The 16527-nt window shown below is 64.6% G+C and carries 18 protein-coding genes; 8 read left to right on the plus strand and 10 right to left on the minus strand.

Features of this window, described 5'->3' with window-relative positions; translation table 11 throughout:
- Nucleotides 1-4: 4 nt before the first annotated feature.
- The 3 genes from hemQ to CH262_RS08255 are packed head-to-tail and all read left to right on the plus strand — an operon-like array spanning nucleotide 5 to nucleotide 3719.
- Nucleotides 5-700, plus strand: a complete 696-nt coding sequence (gene hemQ / locus CH262_RS08245) for a hydrogen peroxide-dependent heme synthase (protein ID WP_027496920.1) — start codon at nucleotides 5-7, stop codon at nucleotides 698-700.
- On the plus strand, nucleotides 697-1401 hold the full coding sequence (locus CH262_RS08250) for an HAD family hydrolase (protein WP_228139211.1): 705 nt from the start codon (nucleotides 697-699) through the stop codon (nucleotides 1399-1401). Before hemQ ends, CH262_RS08250 begins: the two co-directional genes overlap by 4 nt.
- Entirely contained in the window at nucleotides 1398-3719 is a 2322-nt protein-coding gene (locus tag CH262_RS08255; protein WP_256988741.1) for a molybdopterin-dependent oxidoreductase, read from the plus strand. Before CH262_RS08250 ends, CH262_RS08255 begins: the two co-directional genes overlap by 4 nt.
- Here CH262_RS08255 and CH262_RS08260 read toward each other — a convergent pair.
- The 6 genes from CH262_RS08260 to CH262_RS08285 form a co-directional block, all read right to left on the minus strand.
- Nucleotides 3697-4155 (minus strand): MaoC family dehydratase, encoded by a 459-nt coding sequence (locus tag CH262_RS08260; protein ID WP_027496923.1) that lies wholly within the window; start codon nucleotides 4153-4155, stop codon nucleotides 3697-3699. The genes CH262_RS08255 and CH262_RS08260 overlap by 23 nt on opposite strands.
- Nucleotides 4156-4243: 88 nt before the next feature.
- Nucleotides 4244-5056 (minus strand): polysaccharide pyruvyl transferase family protein, encoded by an 813-nt coding sequence (locus CH262_RS08265; protein ID WP_094717418.1) that lies wholly within the window; start codon nucleotides 5054-5056, stop codon nucleotides 4244-4246.
- 125 nt (nucleotides 5057-5181) lie between these two features.
- A complete protein-coding gene (msrB, locus tag CH262_RS08270; RefSeq protein WP_094717419.1) occupies nucleotides 5182-5610 on the minus strand; it encodes a peptide-methionine (R)-S-oxide reductase MsrB in 429 nt (142 codons plus the stop codon).
- Nucleotides 5611-5637: 27 nt separating this feature from the next.
- A complete protein-coding gene (locus tag CH262_RS08275) occupies nucleotides 5638-6915 on the minus strand; it encodes a glycosyltransferase family 87 protein (RefSeq protein WP_205914089.1) in 1278 nt (425 codons plus the stop codon).
- Nucleotides 6916-6962: 47 nt separating this feature from the next.
- Complete coding sequence (locus tag CH262_RS08280; RefSeq protein ID WP_094717420.1) at nucleotides 6963-8537, minus strand: alpha/beta fold hydrolase; 1575 nt, start codon at nucleotides 8535-8537, stop codon at nucleotides 6963-6965.
- Nucleotides 8538-8585: 48 nt separating this feature from the next.
- A complete protein-coding gene (locus CH262_RS08285) occupies nucleotides 8586-9371 on the minus strand; it encodes a pyrimidine reductase family protein (protein ID WP_032387310.1) in 786 nt (261 codons plus the stop codon).
- A gap of 34 nt (nucleotides 9372-9405) precedes the next feature.
- Here CH262_RS08285 and zapE point away from each other — a divergent pair, with 34 nt between their 5' ends.
- Nucleotides 9406-10419 carry a cell division protein ZapE gene (zapE, locus tag CH262_RS08290; protein WP_032365070.1) on the plus strand — a complete coding sequence of 338 codons (1014 nt, stop codon included), beginning with the start codon at nucleotides 9406-9408 and terminating at the stop codon, nucleotides 10417-10419.
- Nucleotides 10420-10440: 21 nt separating this feature from the next.
- Here the strand turns inward: zapE and CH262_RS08295 are convergent, their stop codons facing one another.
- From CH262_RS08295 to CH262_RS08305, 4 genes are read right to left on the minus strand one after another with little or no spacing between them, the layout of a single operon-like run.
- Nucleotides 10441-10968 carry a GNAT family N-acetyltransferase gene (locus CH262_RS08295; protein ID WP_032387311.1) on the minus strand — a complete coding sequence of 176 codons (528 nt, stop codon included), beginning with the start codon at nucleotides 10966-10968 and terminating at the stop codon, nucleotides 10441-10443.
- Nucleotides 10965-11417 (minus strand): hypothetical protein, encoded by a 453-nt coding sequence (locus tag CH262_RS28100; protein ID WP_032372510.1) that lies wholly within the window; start codon nucleotides 11415-11417, stop codon nucleotides 10965-10967. Before CH262_RS28100 ends, CH262_RS08295 begins: the two co-directional genes overlap by 4 nt.
- A 17-nt stretch (nucleotides 11418-11434) precedes the next feature.
- Nucleotides 11435-12142 (minus strand): alpha/beta hydrolase family protein, encoded by a 708-nt coding sequence (locus CH262_RS08300; protein WP_032372509.1) that lies wholly within the window; start codon nucleotides 12140-12142, stop codon nucleotides 11435-11437.
- Entirely contained in the window at nucleotides 12135-12485 is a 351-nt protein-coding gene (locus CH262_RS08305) for a hypothetical protein (RefSeq protein ID WP_080732059.1), read from the minus strand. The genes CH262_RS08300 and CH262_RS08305 overlap by 8 nt, the downstream gene beginning before the upstream one ends.
- 305 nt (nucleotides 12486-12790) lie before the next feature.
- Between CH262_RS08305 and CH262_RS08310 the strand changes: the two genes are divergently transcribed.
- The 4 genes from CH262_RS08310 to CH262_RS08325 all read left to right on the plus strand — a co-directional run bounded on the left by CH262_RS08310 (nucleotide 12791) and on the right by CH262_RS08325 (nucleotide 16330).
- Nucleotides 12791-13918 (plus strand): tyrosine-type recombinase/integrase, encoded by a 1128-nt coding sequence (locus tag CH262_RS08310; RefSeq protein WP_256988742.1) that lies wholly within the window; start codon nucleotides 12791-12793, stop codon nucleotides 13916-13918.
- A 211-nt stretch (nucleotides 13919-14129) separates the two neighbouring features.
- Entirely contained in the window at nucleotides 14130-14312 is a 183-nt protein-coding gene (locus CH262_RS08315) for an excisionase family DNA-binding protein (protein WP_094717422.1), read from the plus strand.
- Nucleotides 14313-14456: 144 nt separating this feature from the next.
- Nucleotides 14457-14870 (plus strand): hypothetical protein, encoded by a 414-nt coding sequence (locus CH262_RS08320; protein ID WP_143547085.1) that lies wholly within the window; start codon nucleotides 14457-14459, stop codon nucleotides 14868-14870.
- Nucleotides 14867-16330, plus strand: a complete 1464-nt coding sequence (locus CH262_RS08325; protein WP_094717424.1) for an AAA family ATPase — start codon at nucleotides 14867-14869, stop codon at nucleotides 16328-16330. The genes CH262_RS08320 and CH262_RS08325 overlap by 4 nt, the downstream gene beginning before the upstream one ends.
- Nucleotides 16331-16527 lie beyond the last annotated feature (197 nt).

Below are 16527 nucleotides of genomic sequence, written 5' to 3' on the forward strand. Positions count from 1 at the left end.
GGCCATGGCACGCCTCGATTACTCAGCGCTCAATTCGACTCTTCGGTACTTGATGTTCTCGGTCTACAAGGTCACACCCGGGGTTCTGGGCGACGACCGCGCGGCCGCTGCGAAGGAAGCCCGGGCATTCTTCGAGGGCCGTGAGGACAAGGGTGTCGTCGTGCGCGGGGTCTACGACATCGCCGGCATGCGGGCCGATGCCGACTTCATGGTGTGGACGCACGCCGAGCGCATCGAGGACCTGCAGGCGACGTACTCCGACTTCCGGCGCACCACCGCGCTGGGCAAGGCGAGCACGCCGGTATGGAGCAACACTGCTCTGCACCGCCCCGCCGAGTTCAACAAGAGCCACGTGCCTGCGTTCATCGCGGGCGAGGATCCGGGCGCGTACATCTGCGTGTACCCGTTCGTCCGCTCGATCGACTGGTACCTGCTGCCCGACGAGGAACGTCGGACGATGCTCGCCGATCACGGGAAGGCAGCACGCGACTACAAGGACGTGCGCGCCAACACCGTCCCCTCGTTCGCGCTCGGTGACTACGAGTGGATCCTGGCTTTCGAAGCCCCGGAGCTCGACCGCATCGTGGACCTGATGCGCGATCTCCGGGCCACCGAGGCACGCCGACACGTGCGCGAGGAGACGCCGTTCTTCACCGGCCCTCGGGTCGAGGTGGACGCGCTCGTCGAATCACTACCGTGACGGGGACGGACACACCCATCGTCGACGCCGTTCTCTTCGACTTCTCCGGCACACTCTTCCGACTGGAAGAGGAGCCGTCGTGGTTCGACGGTGTGCACGATGCCGACGGCGTTCCGGTCGACGGAGCCGGAGCCGCCGAGCTCATGCGACGCATGACCGCTCCGGTCGGCGAGACCGTCGAGTTCGACGACGCCACTCGGCACGCATGGCGTCATCGCGATCTGGATCCGGCCCTGCATCGGCAGGCGTATCTGCACGTTCTGGCGCAGTCCGGCATCACCGCCGAGGCACAGGCCGAATCGGTGTACGGACGAGTCATCGACGCCGACTCCTGGACGCCCTATCCCGACACGGAAGCGGCACTGTCGACATTGGCGGGACGGTCGATTCGCGTCGGGGTGCTGAGCAACATTGCCTTCGACATCCGTCCTGCGTTCACTGCTCGGGGTCTGGACCGGTACGTCGACGAATTCGTGCTCTCGTTCGAGGTCGGGCACGTCAAACCGCAACCGGAGATCTTCCGACATGCGGTGGCCGCTCTCGGCGTCGAGCCCGCGCGGACGCTGATGGTGGGCGACAGTGCCGAGGCCGACGGCGCGGCACAGGAGATCGGGTGCAGTTTCGCACTCGTCGATCCGGTGCCGACGGCCGAGCGTCCCGACGCACTGCTGGCAGCGTTGAGCGCGTTCGGGATTCGATGACCGGAGTGACCGGCGTCCAGCACATGGGCCACTGGGGGATGTTCCGCGCCGACTCGGACGGACGTGACGTCACCGCGATTCATCCTCAGGTGACGGACAGCAATCCTTCCCCGGTGCTGGGCAACCTCGTCGGTTCGGTGACCCATCGATCCCGAGTCACCTCGCCTGCGGTACGCAGGGGCTGGCTCGAGAACGGTCCCGGCCCCACCGACAGGCGCGGTAGCGACGAGTTCGTCGACGTCTCGTGGGACGAGCTCACCGACCTGTTGTCGCGCGAATTGCGCCGCGTGGTCGACACATTCGGCAACAACGCCATCTACGGCGGGTCGTACGGTTGGGCCAGTGCCGGCCGCTTTCATCATGCGCAGAGTCAGGTACACCGCTTTCTGAACTGCATCGGCGGCTACACGCGATCCGTGCACAGCTATTCGCTCGGTGCGACCGGCGTCATCATGCCGCACGTGCTCGGCGCGCACTGGAAGATGTTCTCGCGCTCCACATCCTGGTCCGTGATCGCCGAACACACCGAACTGCTGGTGGCGTTCGGCGGAGTCCCGGTGAAGAACACCGGCATCAACCACGGTGGTACGTCGGATCATCCGACCGTCGGTTCGCTCGACGCGATGCGCGCCCGCGGCGGGCAGATCGTCACCGTCGGTCCATTGCGCAACGACATGTCGGGCGAGGCGCGGTGGATCGCCCCACGCCCCGGAACCGACGTGGCGATGATGCTGGCTCTGGCATACGTCCTGGCCGACGAAAAACTGCACGACACAGCGTTTCTGGAGAAATACTGCGAGGGTTACCCCGAGTTCGAGCGCTACCTTCTCGGTGTCTCGGACGGCACTCCCAAGACCCCGCAGTGGGCGTCGGAGATCTGCGGTATCGAGCCGTCCGTAATCGCAGAGCTGGCACGGGACATGGCGTCGAAACGCACGATGGTCACCGTCACGTGGTCGTTGCAACGTACGCAGCACGGTGAACAGGCTCCGTGGATGGGCATCACGTTGGCGGCGATGCTAGGCGAAATCGGCGTTCCCGGTGGGGGATTCGGACACGGATACGGCTCGATGAACGAGCCCGGCCTCGCTCCTGTGCCCTATCCGTTGCCGACACTGCCGCAGGGAATCAATCCGGTGGCCGATCTGATTCCGGTTGCAGCTGTCTCGGACATGCTGCTCAACCCCGGGCACGAATTCGACTACGACGGCCGACGTTTGGTCTATCCCGACATCAAAGTGGTCTATTGGGCGGGCGGCAACCCGTTTCATCACCACCAGGATCTGGGACGATTGCGCCGGGCACTCGGCAGGCCCGATACCGTCGTCGTCCACGATCCCTATTGGACGCCGATGGCCAAGCACGCAGACGTCGTAGTCCCGTCGACCACATCGCTGGAACGGTCGGATCTGAGCTGCACACGCAACGATCCACTGCTCGTGGCCATGGCACCGGCCGCCGAGCGATTCGCCGATTCGCGCGACGATTACGACACTTTCGCGGAACTCGCTACGAAACTCGGTGTGGGGCAGCAGTTCACCGAGGGGCGCACGTCACAGCAATGGCTCGAGCACATGTACGGGCAGTGGCGCGAGTATCTGCGGGCCGACGGCGTGCAGACCCCGGAATTCGACGACTTCACGCGTGAGGGTTCGTTCCGGATGAAGACCGAGGACGAGTTGACGTTTCTGGAGGATTTTCGCCAGGACCCGATCGGCAACGCGCTGCGGACACCGAGCGGCAAGATCGAGATCTTCTCGGCGACGGTCGCGGGGTTCGATTACGACGACTGCCGCGGGCACCCGATGTGGTTCGAGCCGCAGGAATGGCTCGGCGGGCCACGCGCCCAGCAGTTTCCGTTGCACCTGATCGCCAACCAGCCACGCACCAGGCTGCACAGTCAGCTCGATCACGGTGCGGTGAGCCGGAATTCGAAGATTCATGGCCGCGAGCCGATACGAATGCATCCGTCTGCGGCGGGGGCCAGGGGAGTGTCGGACGGCGATGTGGTGCGAGTGTTCAACGACCGCGGTTCGTGCCTGGCCGGGGTGGTCGTCGACGACGGGATGCTGGAATCGGTGGTGCAGTTGTCGACCGGTGCCTGGTACGACCCGCTGGACCGAGCAGACCCAGGGTCGATGTGCGTGCACGGCAGCGTGAACGTTCTCACCGCCGACGTCGGGTCGTCGTCGCTCTCGCGAGGGTGCACCGGGCAACACGTGCTGGTGGAGATCGAACGCTACGACGCGCCGCTGCCGCCGATCACTGCGTTCGATCCACCGGTGACACGATCGGTCAGAACACCACCCGCGAGATGATTTCGGCAACCAAGGCCGGCTTGTCCTCGCCTTCGATCTCGAGCGTTGCGGTCGTCACGATCTGCAGCGCTCCGCCCGACGCGTCCTCGACAGAGGTGAGGGTGGTCCGCAACCGGACATGGGATCCGACCTTGACCGGGTTGATGAAGCGAACTTTGTTGGAGCCGTAGTTGATTCCGAGTTTGGTGTTCTCGATGGTGTAGATCTGCCAGTTGAGCATCGACACGAGCGACAGGCTCAGGAATCCGTGGGCGATCGGAGCACCGAACGGGCTTTCTTTCTTCGCTCGTTCGACGTCGACGTGGATCCACTGGTGGTCGCCGGTGGCGTCGGCGAAGGTGTTCACCCGTTCCTGGGTGATCTGGAGCCAGTCGCTGGTTCCCAGTTCTTCGCCGACGGCCGCCTTGATCTGCTCTGGTGAGGTGAAAGTGCGCATGCTCACAGTATGCACCGTCGTAATAGGGCGCTCGAAAGCGATCGTGTGGGAGCGAACGATGACCGGCTCGAGTTTCGGCCTGTCGAATTCAAGCTGTGTGGGGCGGAGCGAACGGAAAGGCTCCGATCAGATTGTCTTGAATCTCTTTCAGATTCGGGACCGGCCGATATTCGTGTTGTAGCTGCGCCATTCGATCGTGATCTCGCGCTAGGTCCGACGAATGCTGGACAGCTTGTCGGTCGAAAGCAGAGTAATAATCGGCGAATTTGTATCCGTTGCCGCCTATGTCTTGCGGCAGCTTTATCCATGCGTTGGGGATGCCGTACGAGTCTGCGACGATCAACCCGTGCAGACTCGTGGACATCACGAAGTCACATGCAGTGATGTCGGCGATCACCTTGGCCGGCTTTCTGGACGGGTCGATCAACGTGACGCTCTTGTCTCGCGCAAGCGAGCGCACTACGGGATCCTTCTTGTGCACCCAGTGGTAGACGAGGCCGATCCGGCCGGGTACACGTGGGGAGCGTGCATAGACTTTGTTCGCCAGCAGCCCGGGGTCCCCGACCGCGACCTCGCGCTCGGACTTGATGCGTCCCAGCGACAGATGTCCGCGAACCGCGTAGAAGTCGAAATCGGGGTAGCTGAAGTCTCGTTCGTGGGCGGCGTCACTGAGCATGAAACCCGAGCCCCAGACCTTGAGACCCTTCCGGGCCTGCATGAGCTGGACCATTTCCAGGGTGGAACCTGCCCCGATCATGTCGCAGCGCTTCGCGCGACGCCAGGAACACTTCTGCCCGAACAATGATGCGACCAGTCCCGGCGTCAATTCGTCACCGAAATTGGGTGTGACGCCGGTGATCTTCACCTGGCGCCACCAGAAGGTCTTGATCGACGTGGCCACAACCCCAAAGCTACCCTAACGATCGGGTCAAGCAGAGGTAATCTCCGGAGTTCGCGGCTCGGTTTCGACGCATCCTCAGCGCAGGTTCGCCGAGTGCGCGGCGATCCCCGGGATGTCCGGACCGATCAGGATGCAGGCTTGAGCACCAGAGAAATCGAGTTGATGCAGTACCGCTGGTCGGTCGGGGTGGGGTAGCCCTCGCCCTCGAAGACGTGGCCGAGGTGGCTGTGGCAGTTGCGGCAGACGACCTCGACGCGGCGCATACCGAGGGTGGTGTCCTCTTTCAGGATGACGGCGTCGCTGTCGGCCGGGTCGAAGAAAGACGGCCATCCGCAATGCGATTCGAACTTCTCGGTGCTGCGGAACAGTTCGGCTCCGCAGGCGCGGCACTCGTAGATGCCTTCGGTGGTGGTGTCGGTGTATTCGCCGACGCCCGGGCGCTCGGTACCGGCCTGACGCAGAACCGCGTACTCCTCGGGTGTCAGCTTCTCCCGCCACTGCGCGTCGGTGAACTGGACGGCCGGAGCGGCATTGTTGTCTGTTGCTGAACTCATGCTGACACGCTAATACGATTTGCCGGGTTATGCCGTTTTCGCTGGTGACGCGGTCGGTAACAGGTAGCTGGGCTCGATTCCCTCGTCGAGCCGTCCCTCTGTTCTCGCGGCGAACCAGCGTCCGACGAGCACTCCGAAGATCACGACGATCAGCAGCGCCCAACCGAAGGTGGTGCGGAGATAGTCGAGGGCCCGTCCGGTTTCGATCCACCGTCCGGACAACCAACGATCGGCGTTCATGAACCCGTAGATCGCGAGCCAGGCCGGCCAGTTCCGGAGTAGCGAGTTCCTGAGCACGACCGTCATGAGCAACGGGAACAGCATCATCGAGTAGTACATCTGGCCCAGTGAGCCCAGCAGCCAGTGCGCGGTGAGGATCAGGCCGGAGGTGGTGGCGAAGAAGAACAGTCGATCTTCTCGGCAGTACCGGTAGAGCAACCACAGCGAGACCAACACCATGATGCCCAGGACGGCGCGGATGCCGAGGGTCAGGAACTCGGGCACTCCGTAGTAACGGCCGTTGCCGACGACAGCGCTGTTGAAGTAGTCACGCGTCTGCAGCAGGTACGGCAGCGTCCGATCGATGAAATTTTTGGGATCGACGGACAACGGCCAGGCAATGGCCATCATCACCACCGGGATGGCGATCGAGGTGATGAACACCTTCCACTGTCTCGTCATCAGGGGGAGCAGCAGCAGTGGTGCGAGCATCGGCTTGATCGCCAGGGTCAAGCCCATCGCGACACCGGCGGACAAATCCTTGCGCTGCAACAGGAATCCGAGAAACGCCACTTCGCCGAGGAGTACGAAACCGTTGAAGTTGGTGAACACCAGTGTGTTCGTCACCGTCTCGCTGACGAAGGCAGCCAGGAGCAGGGCGGGTGCAGCCACCGAGTCCAGTCGGAAGCCGAAGATGCGCAGCAGGATGTACAGCGCGACGAGGATGGCCACGGTGCTGGCAAGGATGAACAGCCAGCGAGAGCGCTCCGGGTCGATGATGGCGATGGGGGAGAGCAGCATCGTCGCGCTCGGCTGGTACAGGTAATGAGGATCGACCGAATCGAAGTTCGCGGTGTACACCGGCTGCCGGTTGAGGAACGCGAGAGCTGCGTTGTACACCGGGTTGAAGTCGTTGGTGACATCGCCGTTGACCGCCCTGATCACCACCCGATGCACGACGGTCATGATGGCGATCGGCCAGAGCGCGTACTTGATTACTTCGGCGGTGGTCCGCCCGGTACGCGGCTCCAGAAAGCTAAGTGACACCCGCGAACGGTACCCGAGACGGTCGGTGCGCCCGTTCAGGACACCCCGCGGGGCCCGTGTCTTTCGCGACCCTCCGAGGAGTCGAGTCAGGCCGGACAGACGGTGCCGTCGGTCGGAAGCGTCGTGTCTCGGGCGTAGGTGACAGCAGCACTCTGCAGGCACTGCGACCCGCCGATGCTCGGATGCCCGCTGCCCTGCCAGGCGGCCGACGCGACGGCGGCACCCGTCGCACCGATCAGGCCGGTGACCGAGGACAGGCCGCCGTTGCCGACGATCGGGTCGCCGGCGTTGGACAGCACCAGGACCGGAACGTCCAGCGAGGTGGGCAGTGGGACGGAGGGAGCTGTCGGCCAGGACGAGCACAGCAATGCCGTCAGGGCAGCGTCGGTTCCATAGATCGGGTAGCGGTCGGCCGACCCCGGTGCCAGGTCGCGGACGCCCTGCGGAGAGGGCCACTGCTGCCCGTCCGTGCAGCGGGCGACGAACTGGCCGTCGGTGCTGTACGCCGCCCGGCCTCGTTCGGCGAGCGCTGCGAGCGCAGTCGTGTCGGAGGCGGCGGCAGCGGAGAGCGTCGAGGACAGATCTCTCGCCCGCGTCGACGCGTCTCCCGCGGTCGAGGCCAGCGCAAAGGTGATCGCGTCGAGAATTTCGTGTGTGGACAGCGGTGCGAATTCGCCGCCGGCGGCGCGCTTGATCAACTGTGCCACTGCGGCCGTCGGGTCACTTCCGAGCGAGCAGTTCAGCGCGACGCAACGCTGTGCGAAGGCAGCGAACGCCGCTTCCTTGCCCTGAGTTCGCTGCTCGGCGAGCGTTGCCTGGTCGGCGTTGACGCCCGTCGGCGAATCGAGGATCAGCCGCGCGACGTTGTCGGGAAACTTCGCGGCGTAGGCCATGGCGGTGAGAGAACCGTTCCCCGCTCCGATCAGGCCGATCCGGTCCACGCCCCACAACTGCCGAAGCCGATCGAGATCGTCCGCGGCGTACCCGGTGCCGAAGGCGAGTTCCTGCGGCTGCAGGGTGTCGGTGCATTCGATGGTGGCGTCTCGTCCGGCGTCGACCGCGCGGTCGACGGAGTCCGAGTCGGATCTGGAGAACTGTCCCAGGGCATCGACGGCAGCCTTGGTAGGCGCCTGGGGGGTGTCGTCGATGCAGTCCACGGCCGTCGAGCGTCCGATGCCGCGGCGATCCACGGCAACGATCGGATGTGCCTCGAGCAGCGTGGCGAGTGGGCCGGCGGCCATCGTGGCCAAGGTTGCGATCGACGAACGATCCGAACCGGACGTGAACACCAGGGGCCCGGCATCGACGGGTGTCCGGTCGAGCGTGGCCCGAAGCGCCCCGACGGCGAAGGTGCCGAACATCTGACCGCTGGCGTCGACATCGGCCTCGTACTCACCGCATTCGAGTGTCAGGCCCGGCGTGGTGGCGGTGAGCCCGAACATTCCGAGGGTGGCCGAGGTGCACTCGGACCAATCGAGGTCGGTGGTCGGAACAGCGAGTGCAGCCGGTTCGGGCGGGGTTTCTGGCGACGACTCGGCGGGCTGACCGGGCGAGCGCTGCTCCACCGCCACTTCGGGACGGATCGACGGGCCGCCTCCACAGGCCGCGCAGACCGTGGCGACGAGGAGTACTGCGGCGAGCAACGAACGTTTCTGCGTCACGGTGCGAGGCTATCTACTTTTGCTTCGCTGCCGCGCCCGCGTCTCTCGTCACGGCCGCACCCAGCGGGTCAACAGCGTGCCGTCGGTGTCGCCGAGCACGAGTGCGCGCTGCATGGACGTATCGGCGGCGTGTGCGGCATGGGCGATGCGGCCGGCAGGCCCACTGATCACCTTCGGTGAGATCGTCAGGCACACGTCGTCCGCCGCCCCGTCGGTCACCAGCTGACCGAACAGTCCTGGTCCGCCCTCGCACAGCACGCGACCGAACCCGAGCTGGGACAGAGACTCGACAATGTCGGTGGTCGACACCGATTCGCCGGACACCTCGAGCACCGTCGCCCCGGCCGTCCGGAGTTCGCCTACCGCAGAGCGGTCCGCCGCGGCGGACGTGAGCACCACCGGCATCACCGCTGTGTCCGTCAGTAGGCGAGACCGCGCATCGATGGAGCCGGAGGCGGTGACGACCACGATGGTCGGCACCGATTCCTGACCGTTCGCCTGCCGGCGAGAGATGACATCGGGAGACAGGGCGACCCCGCCGTAGTTCTCTCCGCGCACGGTGCCGGCGCCGACGAGCACCGCATCGCACAGCTCTCGCAGGATGCCGAACAACCGGGTGTCTGCCGGGGTGCCCAGCCCGGCCGAGGCACCGTCGGAGGTGACGGACCCGTCGATACTGGAGACGAAGTTGGTACGGATCCACGGTCGGCCCACATCGGTCGGGTAGGCATACAGCGATCGCAGACCGTCGTCGTCCACTTCGGTTCCGACGGCGGGGAGCGCTGCGGCGGCCTGCTCCGATGTGAAGTAGGTCCCAATATCGAGAAGCTGCATGAGTCACATGAGACCACGTCGTTACGCTCGATCAATGCCCGCACGCCTTGTCGACCGAAATCCCGTGGTCCCCTCCGATCAGCTGATCGCGCAGATGGTTCCGCCGGCGATGTTCGACGACGTCAGCTTCTCCTCGTACATTCCCGATCCCAAGGAGCCGACGCAGGCCGCTGCGGTCGCGAAAGCCGAGGAATTCGCGAACAAGGTGCAGAAGATTCGCGGCAAGGGCAAGCGCGGGCTGTTCGGTAAGAAGACCCCGGCCACCGGTGCGGGGCTCTACCTCGACGGCGGCTTCGGCGTCGGTAAGACCCACTTGCTGGCCTCGATCTATCACAGCGTCCCCGAACCGAAGGCGTTCGGCACGTTCGTGGAGTTGACGCACGTCGTCGGTGCATTGGGCTTCAACAAGGCTCTCGAAGAGCTCTCGAACCACAGTGTTCTGTGCATCGACGAGTTCGAGCTCGACGATCCGGGCGACACGATGTTGGTCTCGCGACTGCTGTCGGAGCTCTCGCAGCGCGGCGTGTCCATCGTGGCGACGTCGAACACCCTGCCCGGCCAGCTCGGCGAAGGCCGCTTCGCGGCCGAGGACTTCCTGCGGGAGATCAAGAAGCTCGGTTCGATCTTCGAGTCCGTCCGCGTCGACGGTCCCGATTACCGGCACCGCGATCTGCCGCCGGCCCCGGAGCCGACGTCGGAGGCCGAGCTCGTCGAGCGTGCCGACGGTATCGAGGGCGCGACCCTGGACGACTTCGACGACCTGCTGGCGCACCTGAGCACGCTGCACCCGTCGCGCTACGGCAAATTGTTGGACGGTATTCCCGCGGTGTTCCTGAAGAACGTGCACCCGGCTTCCGATCAGGCAATTGCGTTGCGACTGGTCGTCCTCGCCGACCGCCTGTACGACGCGGGTATTCCGGTGACGGCCTCGGGTGGCAAGCTCGACGAGATCTTCACCGAGGAGATGCTCGCGGGTGGTTACCGGAAGAAGTACCTCCGTGCGACGTCCCGTCTGCTCGCACTGTCTCGTTTCGCTGCCGTCGGCTGACCTGCCTCGGTCGAGGCAGGCTCAGAGCTGCACCTGCATGACGTAGTCGTCGTGCGTCCGGTCGCCGACGACGAACGTCTTGGTGCCGGCTATCTCGAATCCGTGCTTGGCATAGAACTTCTGGGCGCGGACGTTCTGTTGGTTGACGCCCAGCCACGCCCCTCGGCAGCCGTGCCGACGAGCACTGTCCAGCGCCGACGTCATCAGGCGCGCTGCGACTCCGCCGCCGTGTTCGGAGGGTCGGACGTACAGCTTGCTGATCTCTACCGTCGGCTCGTGGGACAGCGCCGAGCGGATGCCGGAGTCGGTGGGAGTGCCGAACACCAGCATCGCGTATCCGAGTACCTGTGCCTCGGCCGACTCGTCGAGCAGTACGGTCCTGTTCGGGTCGACGATGTACGCCTCGAAGTGCTTGGCCGACAACACGTTCGAGACGAAAGTCTCGATATCATCGGGTTGCGTTCCCGGTGGGCAGGCCAAGGGGAAGGTCAGTGCGGCCAGCTCGGCGACTCGGTGCGCATCCGCCGGGCCCGCCTCACGAACGCTCACAGCTGATCGACGGCATTCTTCGCGTCCCGCAACGACAGTCCTGTTCGATCGCGCAGCAGCTTGATCGCCGCAATCGCTTTGCCTTCCGATTTGAGTGCCGTCAATCGGGGGAGGAGGTCGTCCCATCGCACGGGACCCGAACTCGCTGCATCGAGAATGGTCGACGGGGGAGGAAACGGTGCTCCGCGTTGCATCGTCTCGATTGCGTTCTTGGCATCGAGCAATCCGGCACCGGTTCGATCACGGAAGACCTTGATGGCCTGAATCTTCTTGTCCGCGGCCAACAATTGGTGAATGTCTGCCCGCGCACCGTCGTCCAGTCCTACCAGCTTCAGGCTCTGGGACGTGGCACGCGATCTGTCCGGCTTTCGACGCGCGAGGAACCAGGCCGCGAGCACCGCGGTATCGACGAGGACCAGCGCAACGATGAACCATCCCCAGGTCGGCATAACGTCAGTACACCACTTCAGCGTGACGGGTCGAAGAGCGGGACGACGCCCGGCCGATCGGCGGGCGGCGATTCGAACAGTGAGACAGCAGCATCGAGAGTCCGCTGCGCTGCGTCGTACTTCGCCGGTGCGAGATCGTGGCCCGCGCCGTCGATGTCGATCAGCAGTGTGGGAGCGGGAACCAGAGCGAACGCCGCCCCGAGTTCCTCGGTGGTAGCGAACGGATCCCTGGTGCCGTGCAGCACAACAGTGGGGGTACGTAGGTCGGGCAGATGGTGGGTCCGAAGCTTGTCGGGCTTGCCCGGTGGGTGCAGGGGATAGGACGTCAGCACCAGACCGTCCACGAGACCCGGCTGCTCCGACGCGATCATCGATCCCTGCCTGCCGCCGTACGAATGCCCGCCGAACACGACGAACCCGTCGGTTTCGGCACGCAGTCGATCGACGGCCGCGGCGATCCCCATCCGGTCCTCCTCGGAACGGGAGGGATGCGGAGGACCCTTGGCCTTGCGGACTCGGAACGGAAGGTCGAACCGCAACACCGTGAAGCCGGCCGCCGCCCACACCGACGCAATGTTCTGTAGGAGCACCGACCCGCAGTTGCCGCCCGCACCGTGAGTGAGAGCGAGCCCTCCGCGCGACGGGATCGGCGGCGTGTGAAGAAACGCGACGCCCCCGCCGAGTTCGATGTCGGCGGGGGCGTCGGGAACGTCGTGTTCAGCCATCGGTCGAGGACGTTACCTTTTCGTCGCTGCCGGCGTGATCGGTGTCCGTGCTGTCTGTTTCGGAGCTGTCGGATGCATCCCGATCGTCGGCATCCACCATCTCACCGTTGTCGTCGACCATGTCGGCAAAGGCCGTACCCGCGACGGTGCCGTTGGTTCCGGGGAGCGCCACAGTGGGCCGAGCGCCGGGTCGGTATCGGTCGTCGAGTCCCTCGACCGATTTCTTCGCTTCTTCGAGTGTGGCGTCGTCGACCTGAGGCTCTTCGGTGTCGGTCGCGTTACCGGGGCCGGCCGTGTCGGTGGGTGTTTCGTCCGTGGGTGCACTGCGAGCATCGTCCGACACGTGAGTGTCCTTCCATCGAAGTGTGTGCGTCGTCTCCACTGTGCACTTCTATGGCGTGAATCACCACCGAGACTGGGTAAGACACAAAAAAGGACCCCCTCGAAAGGGGGTCCTTTTATTCTGACTGTGGTGCGCGATACTGGGATTGAACCAGTTCTAGTCAGAGTTCCGGGTATTGCGTCTGACCTGGATCGGAATGTCTCTGACCAGGCGATAGCCGAAACAGTACCGCTGGAAACAAGATGACGCAAGCGGACTCAGATGTAGGCTCATGTGGTGCATATGTGGTGCAAGCGGGAGACCCAGTGACGGCCAAGAAGCCGGCGCGGCGCGGATTCGGGCGTCTTCGGCAGTTCCGATCGGGCCGTTGGAAGGCGAGTTATACGGGCCCCGACGGGATGCTCTACGAGGCTCCCGAGACCTTTGCGGCGAAGATTGACGCCGAGGCTTGGCTGACGGATCGACGCCGAGAAATCGACCGAGATCTGTGGAGCCCGAAGTCTGGGCAGAATGACATTCCCGATGCGCCTTTCGGGGAGTACGCCGAGGGGTGGATGGCGCAACACTCGATCAAGGATCGGACGCGGGAGCACTACCGCAAGCTCCTCGATAACCACATCCTCCCGACGTTCGCACCGGTCGCCCTGTCGTCGATCGACCCGGCCGCGGTTCGCCGCTGGTACGCCACCACCGCCGTCGGCACTCCGACCATGCGCGCCCACGCCTACTCGTTGCTGCGGACGATCCTGGAGACGGCAGTGCGAGACGACGTGATCGAGTCCAACCCGTGCCGTATTTCCGGCGCCGGTACAGCGAAGCGCGCCGTCAAGATCCGGCCAGCGACGTTGGACGAGCTGAGCGTGATCGTGGAGGAGATGCCCGAGCGACTTCGGGTCATGGTTCTGTTGGCCTCCTGGTGCGCCATGCGCTACGGAGAACTCTCCGAGCTGCGTCGGAAAGACGTGGAGGTGATCCACGGGGTCATCCGCGTACGTCGGGGAGTGGTTCGCGTGGGTGGCGGGTTCAAGGTGACTACGCCCAAGACCACAGCGGGGGTACGCGACATCTCGGTTCCGCCACATCTGCTCCCGGCTATCGAGGATCACCTTCGAGCCCATACGGCTCCAGGTCGAGATGCGCTCCTGTTCCCGTCCGCGGGTGACGCGGACCGGCACTTGGCCCCGGCCGCGCTCTACAGGCCGTATTACAAGGCTCGTGAGGCGGCGGGTCGCGACGACCTCCGCTGGCACGACCTCCGCCATACCGGCGCTGTGCTGGCAGCGTCGACCGGTGCGACATTGGCCGAGCTCATGGCGCGCCTGGGGCATTCGTCCCCGCAAGCCGCAATGCGGTACCAGCATGCGAGCCGAGGCCGGGACGCTCAGATTGCCTCCGCCCTGTCGAAGCTTGTTGAAACAGAGCACGGTTCGTAGCAGCGTCGGGAAATAGGTGTCGATGCTCTGGCCCAACTGTTGGTCCAAGGAAAAGTCCACCAATTAGCCGAAACGTCCTAAGCACTAGGGCAGCTAGCTGGGGCTCGATGTCGCGCACCGACGAATCACTGGTGCGCTGAGTTTCCCTTCGCCACTGTCTGTTTCACGCGGAATCACCAAGATTCCTCACGACGTGAGACGGAGAATCCTCATGGCTAGCAAGCGACTTCGCAGTATCGAGTTCGCCGCCGACTACCTCGGCGTCGACCCCCGAACGATCCGAACGTACATCGCGGACGGCCGACTTCCCGCGTGGCGGATGGGGCCTCGGTTGGTGAAGGTCGACGAGAGCGATCTCGACAACCTGTTGACGCCGATCGGTCGGCACAAGTGATCCCGAACGATGTTGTTGCTCAATAACTCTCGAACACCCCACCACAGAAGTAGTCCTTACAAAAAGAGAACCCCGACGGTGGATGGCCGTCGAGGTCCAGGGAACGAATGGGGTTTCGTTGTGGCACCAGATTACACCGGCGGCGTGGCCGAACAACTATCCGAGAAGTTGGCCGAGGCCCGATCTGCTCCGTCGATCACGATGGCCGCGAATTGGTTCGGGGACAACGAGGTTGTTCTCGATGACGTTCGGGACAACCCCGAGGCGACGCCCGTTCGTTCAGAGCCTCCGATCACCCTGCCGGGTTGGATGACTCAGGATTACGCCGCGCTGCCCCTCTACGCGGTCGAGGCGGTCATGGGGCAGTACCCGGCCGCGTTCGCGGACGTGCCCGATCCCGAGGCGGTGACTAACCTTCGCGCCGGCCTGGTTGATGTCGGCCGGGTCGTGATCGACCACGACCGCCGATGCGGAGTATCGGCGGCTGAGGCCAAGTGGTCGTTCGACCGAACCCTCCAGTACGCCTACGCGATGAAGGCAGCGGAGGTGTCGTCGTGAATCGAGACCTCGAGCGATTGCTGATCGCGGACGTAGCCGAGAAGGCCGTTCTGGCCTTGGGTGAGGACGACGACGTTCGCCGGAACACGTTCAACTGGATGGCCGACTACTACGGCCCCAGTGACCCGCCGCTCTATATGGACGCGATGGCCTGGCCCCGAGAGGCGTGGGTGATCGTCTCTCGGTTCATGGCCGAGGCGCGAACCCAGGCCGATCTTCCGCTCTTCATCCTCACCGCCCAGAACTGGCCGCTCGGGAGCGATTGGCGCTACGCCATCGAACAGTTCAAGACACTGGCCGAGGACCGAACGGCCATGCTGCGCAACGTATACGAGGCTAAGCGCGTCCACGAGGCGGCCGACAAGTTCCTCACCACCGAGCGTGGTCGACGGCTCGGCCGACGCGAACTCGACCGAGAACAGAACGAGGCGTTCCTGGCATCGTTCGACGCGAAGTTCGTCGGCCGGGACGCGCTGGACGAGATTCCGAATCCCGAGCCGTTGATCGAGGGCATTCTGGACGCCGCCGCATTCGGGCTCCTGGTCGGTCAATCGGGTTCGTTCAAGTCGTTCCTGGCACTGGACTGGGCTTGCTCGATAGTCACCGGTACCGCCTGGCTCGGACATGAGGTGACCTCGGGGCGCGCCGTCTATTGCGCGGGTGAGGGCGTGCTCGGTATCAAGAAGCGGGTCCACGCCTGGGAGACCCACCACGGCCTACGGGCCGAAGGCCTCACCGTGTTCACCGAGGCGTTCGACATCGGCCTCGAGGACGGGGTCGCGTTCACCGCGTTCACCGAGAGCGTGGCCGCCGATCCGCCCAAGCTCATCGTCTTCGACACACTCAACCGCTACGCCGAGGGACACGACGAGTCCGCGGCCAAGGACATGTCGGTCGTCAACGGCAACGTGGCCAAGCTCGTGGCCCGCACCGGTGCCCACGTGCTCGTGGTGCATCACACGACGAAGGCCGGCGACAAGACCGGCCGAGGTAGCGGTGCCCTGTTCGCCGCCGCCGATCAAGCGTGGGCGGTGACCCGGGACGGGACCGAGACCCAGATCGTCCTCGAGACCACCAAGTCGAAGAACGACGCGCCGCCGAAGGATCGAGCTCTGGGGTTGGAGACGGTCGGCGGATCCCTCGTGATCGTGGCCGGGGACGCCATCATGGCCTTCGAGGAGCAGGCCGTGGCGGACGACGAGGCAGTGCTGACCGCCATCGTCACCAACCCGGGGTTGGCCCGGTCTCGGTACTACGAGTCACCCTCGAAGAAGAACAAGGGCACTGACGTACGCCCACCGGATCTCAAGGACGAGAAGCGGATCAAGGCGGCCCAGGATCGGCTCGTTGACCAAGGCCGCGCACACCTGGTCACCAAGGGCGTGGGGAAGTACATGCATCCCGGTCCGGACACGTCGAAAACGGTCGCAACCGACCCGGTTTCCGAGGCCTCGAAATGAGCCGGAATTGTCCGATTCGGTCCGCTATGGAGGGGTGCCCCGACGGCGGACCTTTTAGCGGACGTTTCGAGGCCTCCCGGCAACCGGGGCCGCTAAGTGGCATAGCGGACGGATATGGCTCTTCACCAGGGCCAATACCCGCGTCCGCTGTGTCCGCTGTAGTCCGCTACACCCCCTTAGCGGACGTGGCCGTCTCC

It is taken from the genome of Rhodococcus sp. 05-2255-1e (assembly GCF_002259025.1).
GTDB lineage: Bacteria > Actinomycetota > Actinomycetes > Mycobacteriales > Mycobacteriaceae > Rhodococcoides > Rhodococcoides fascians.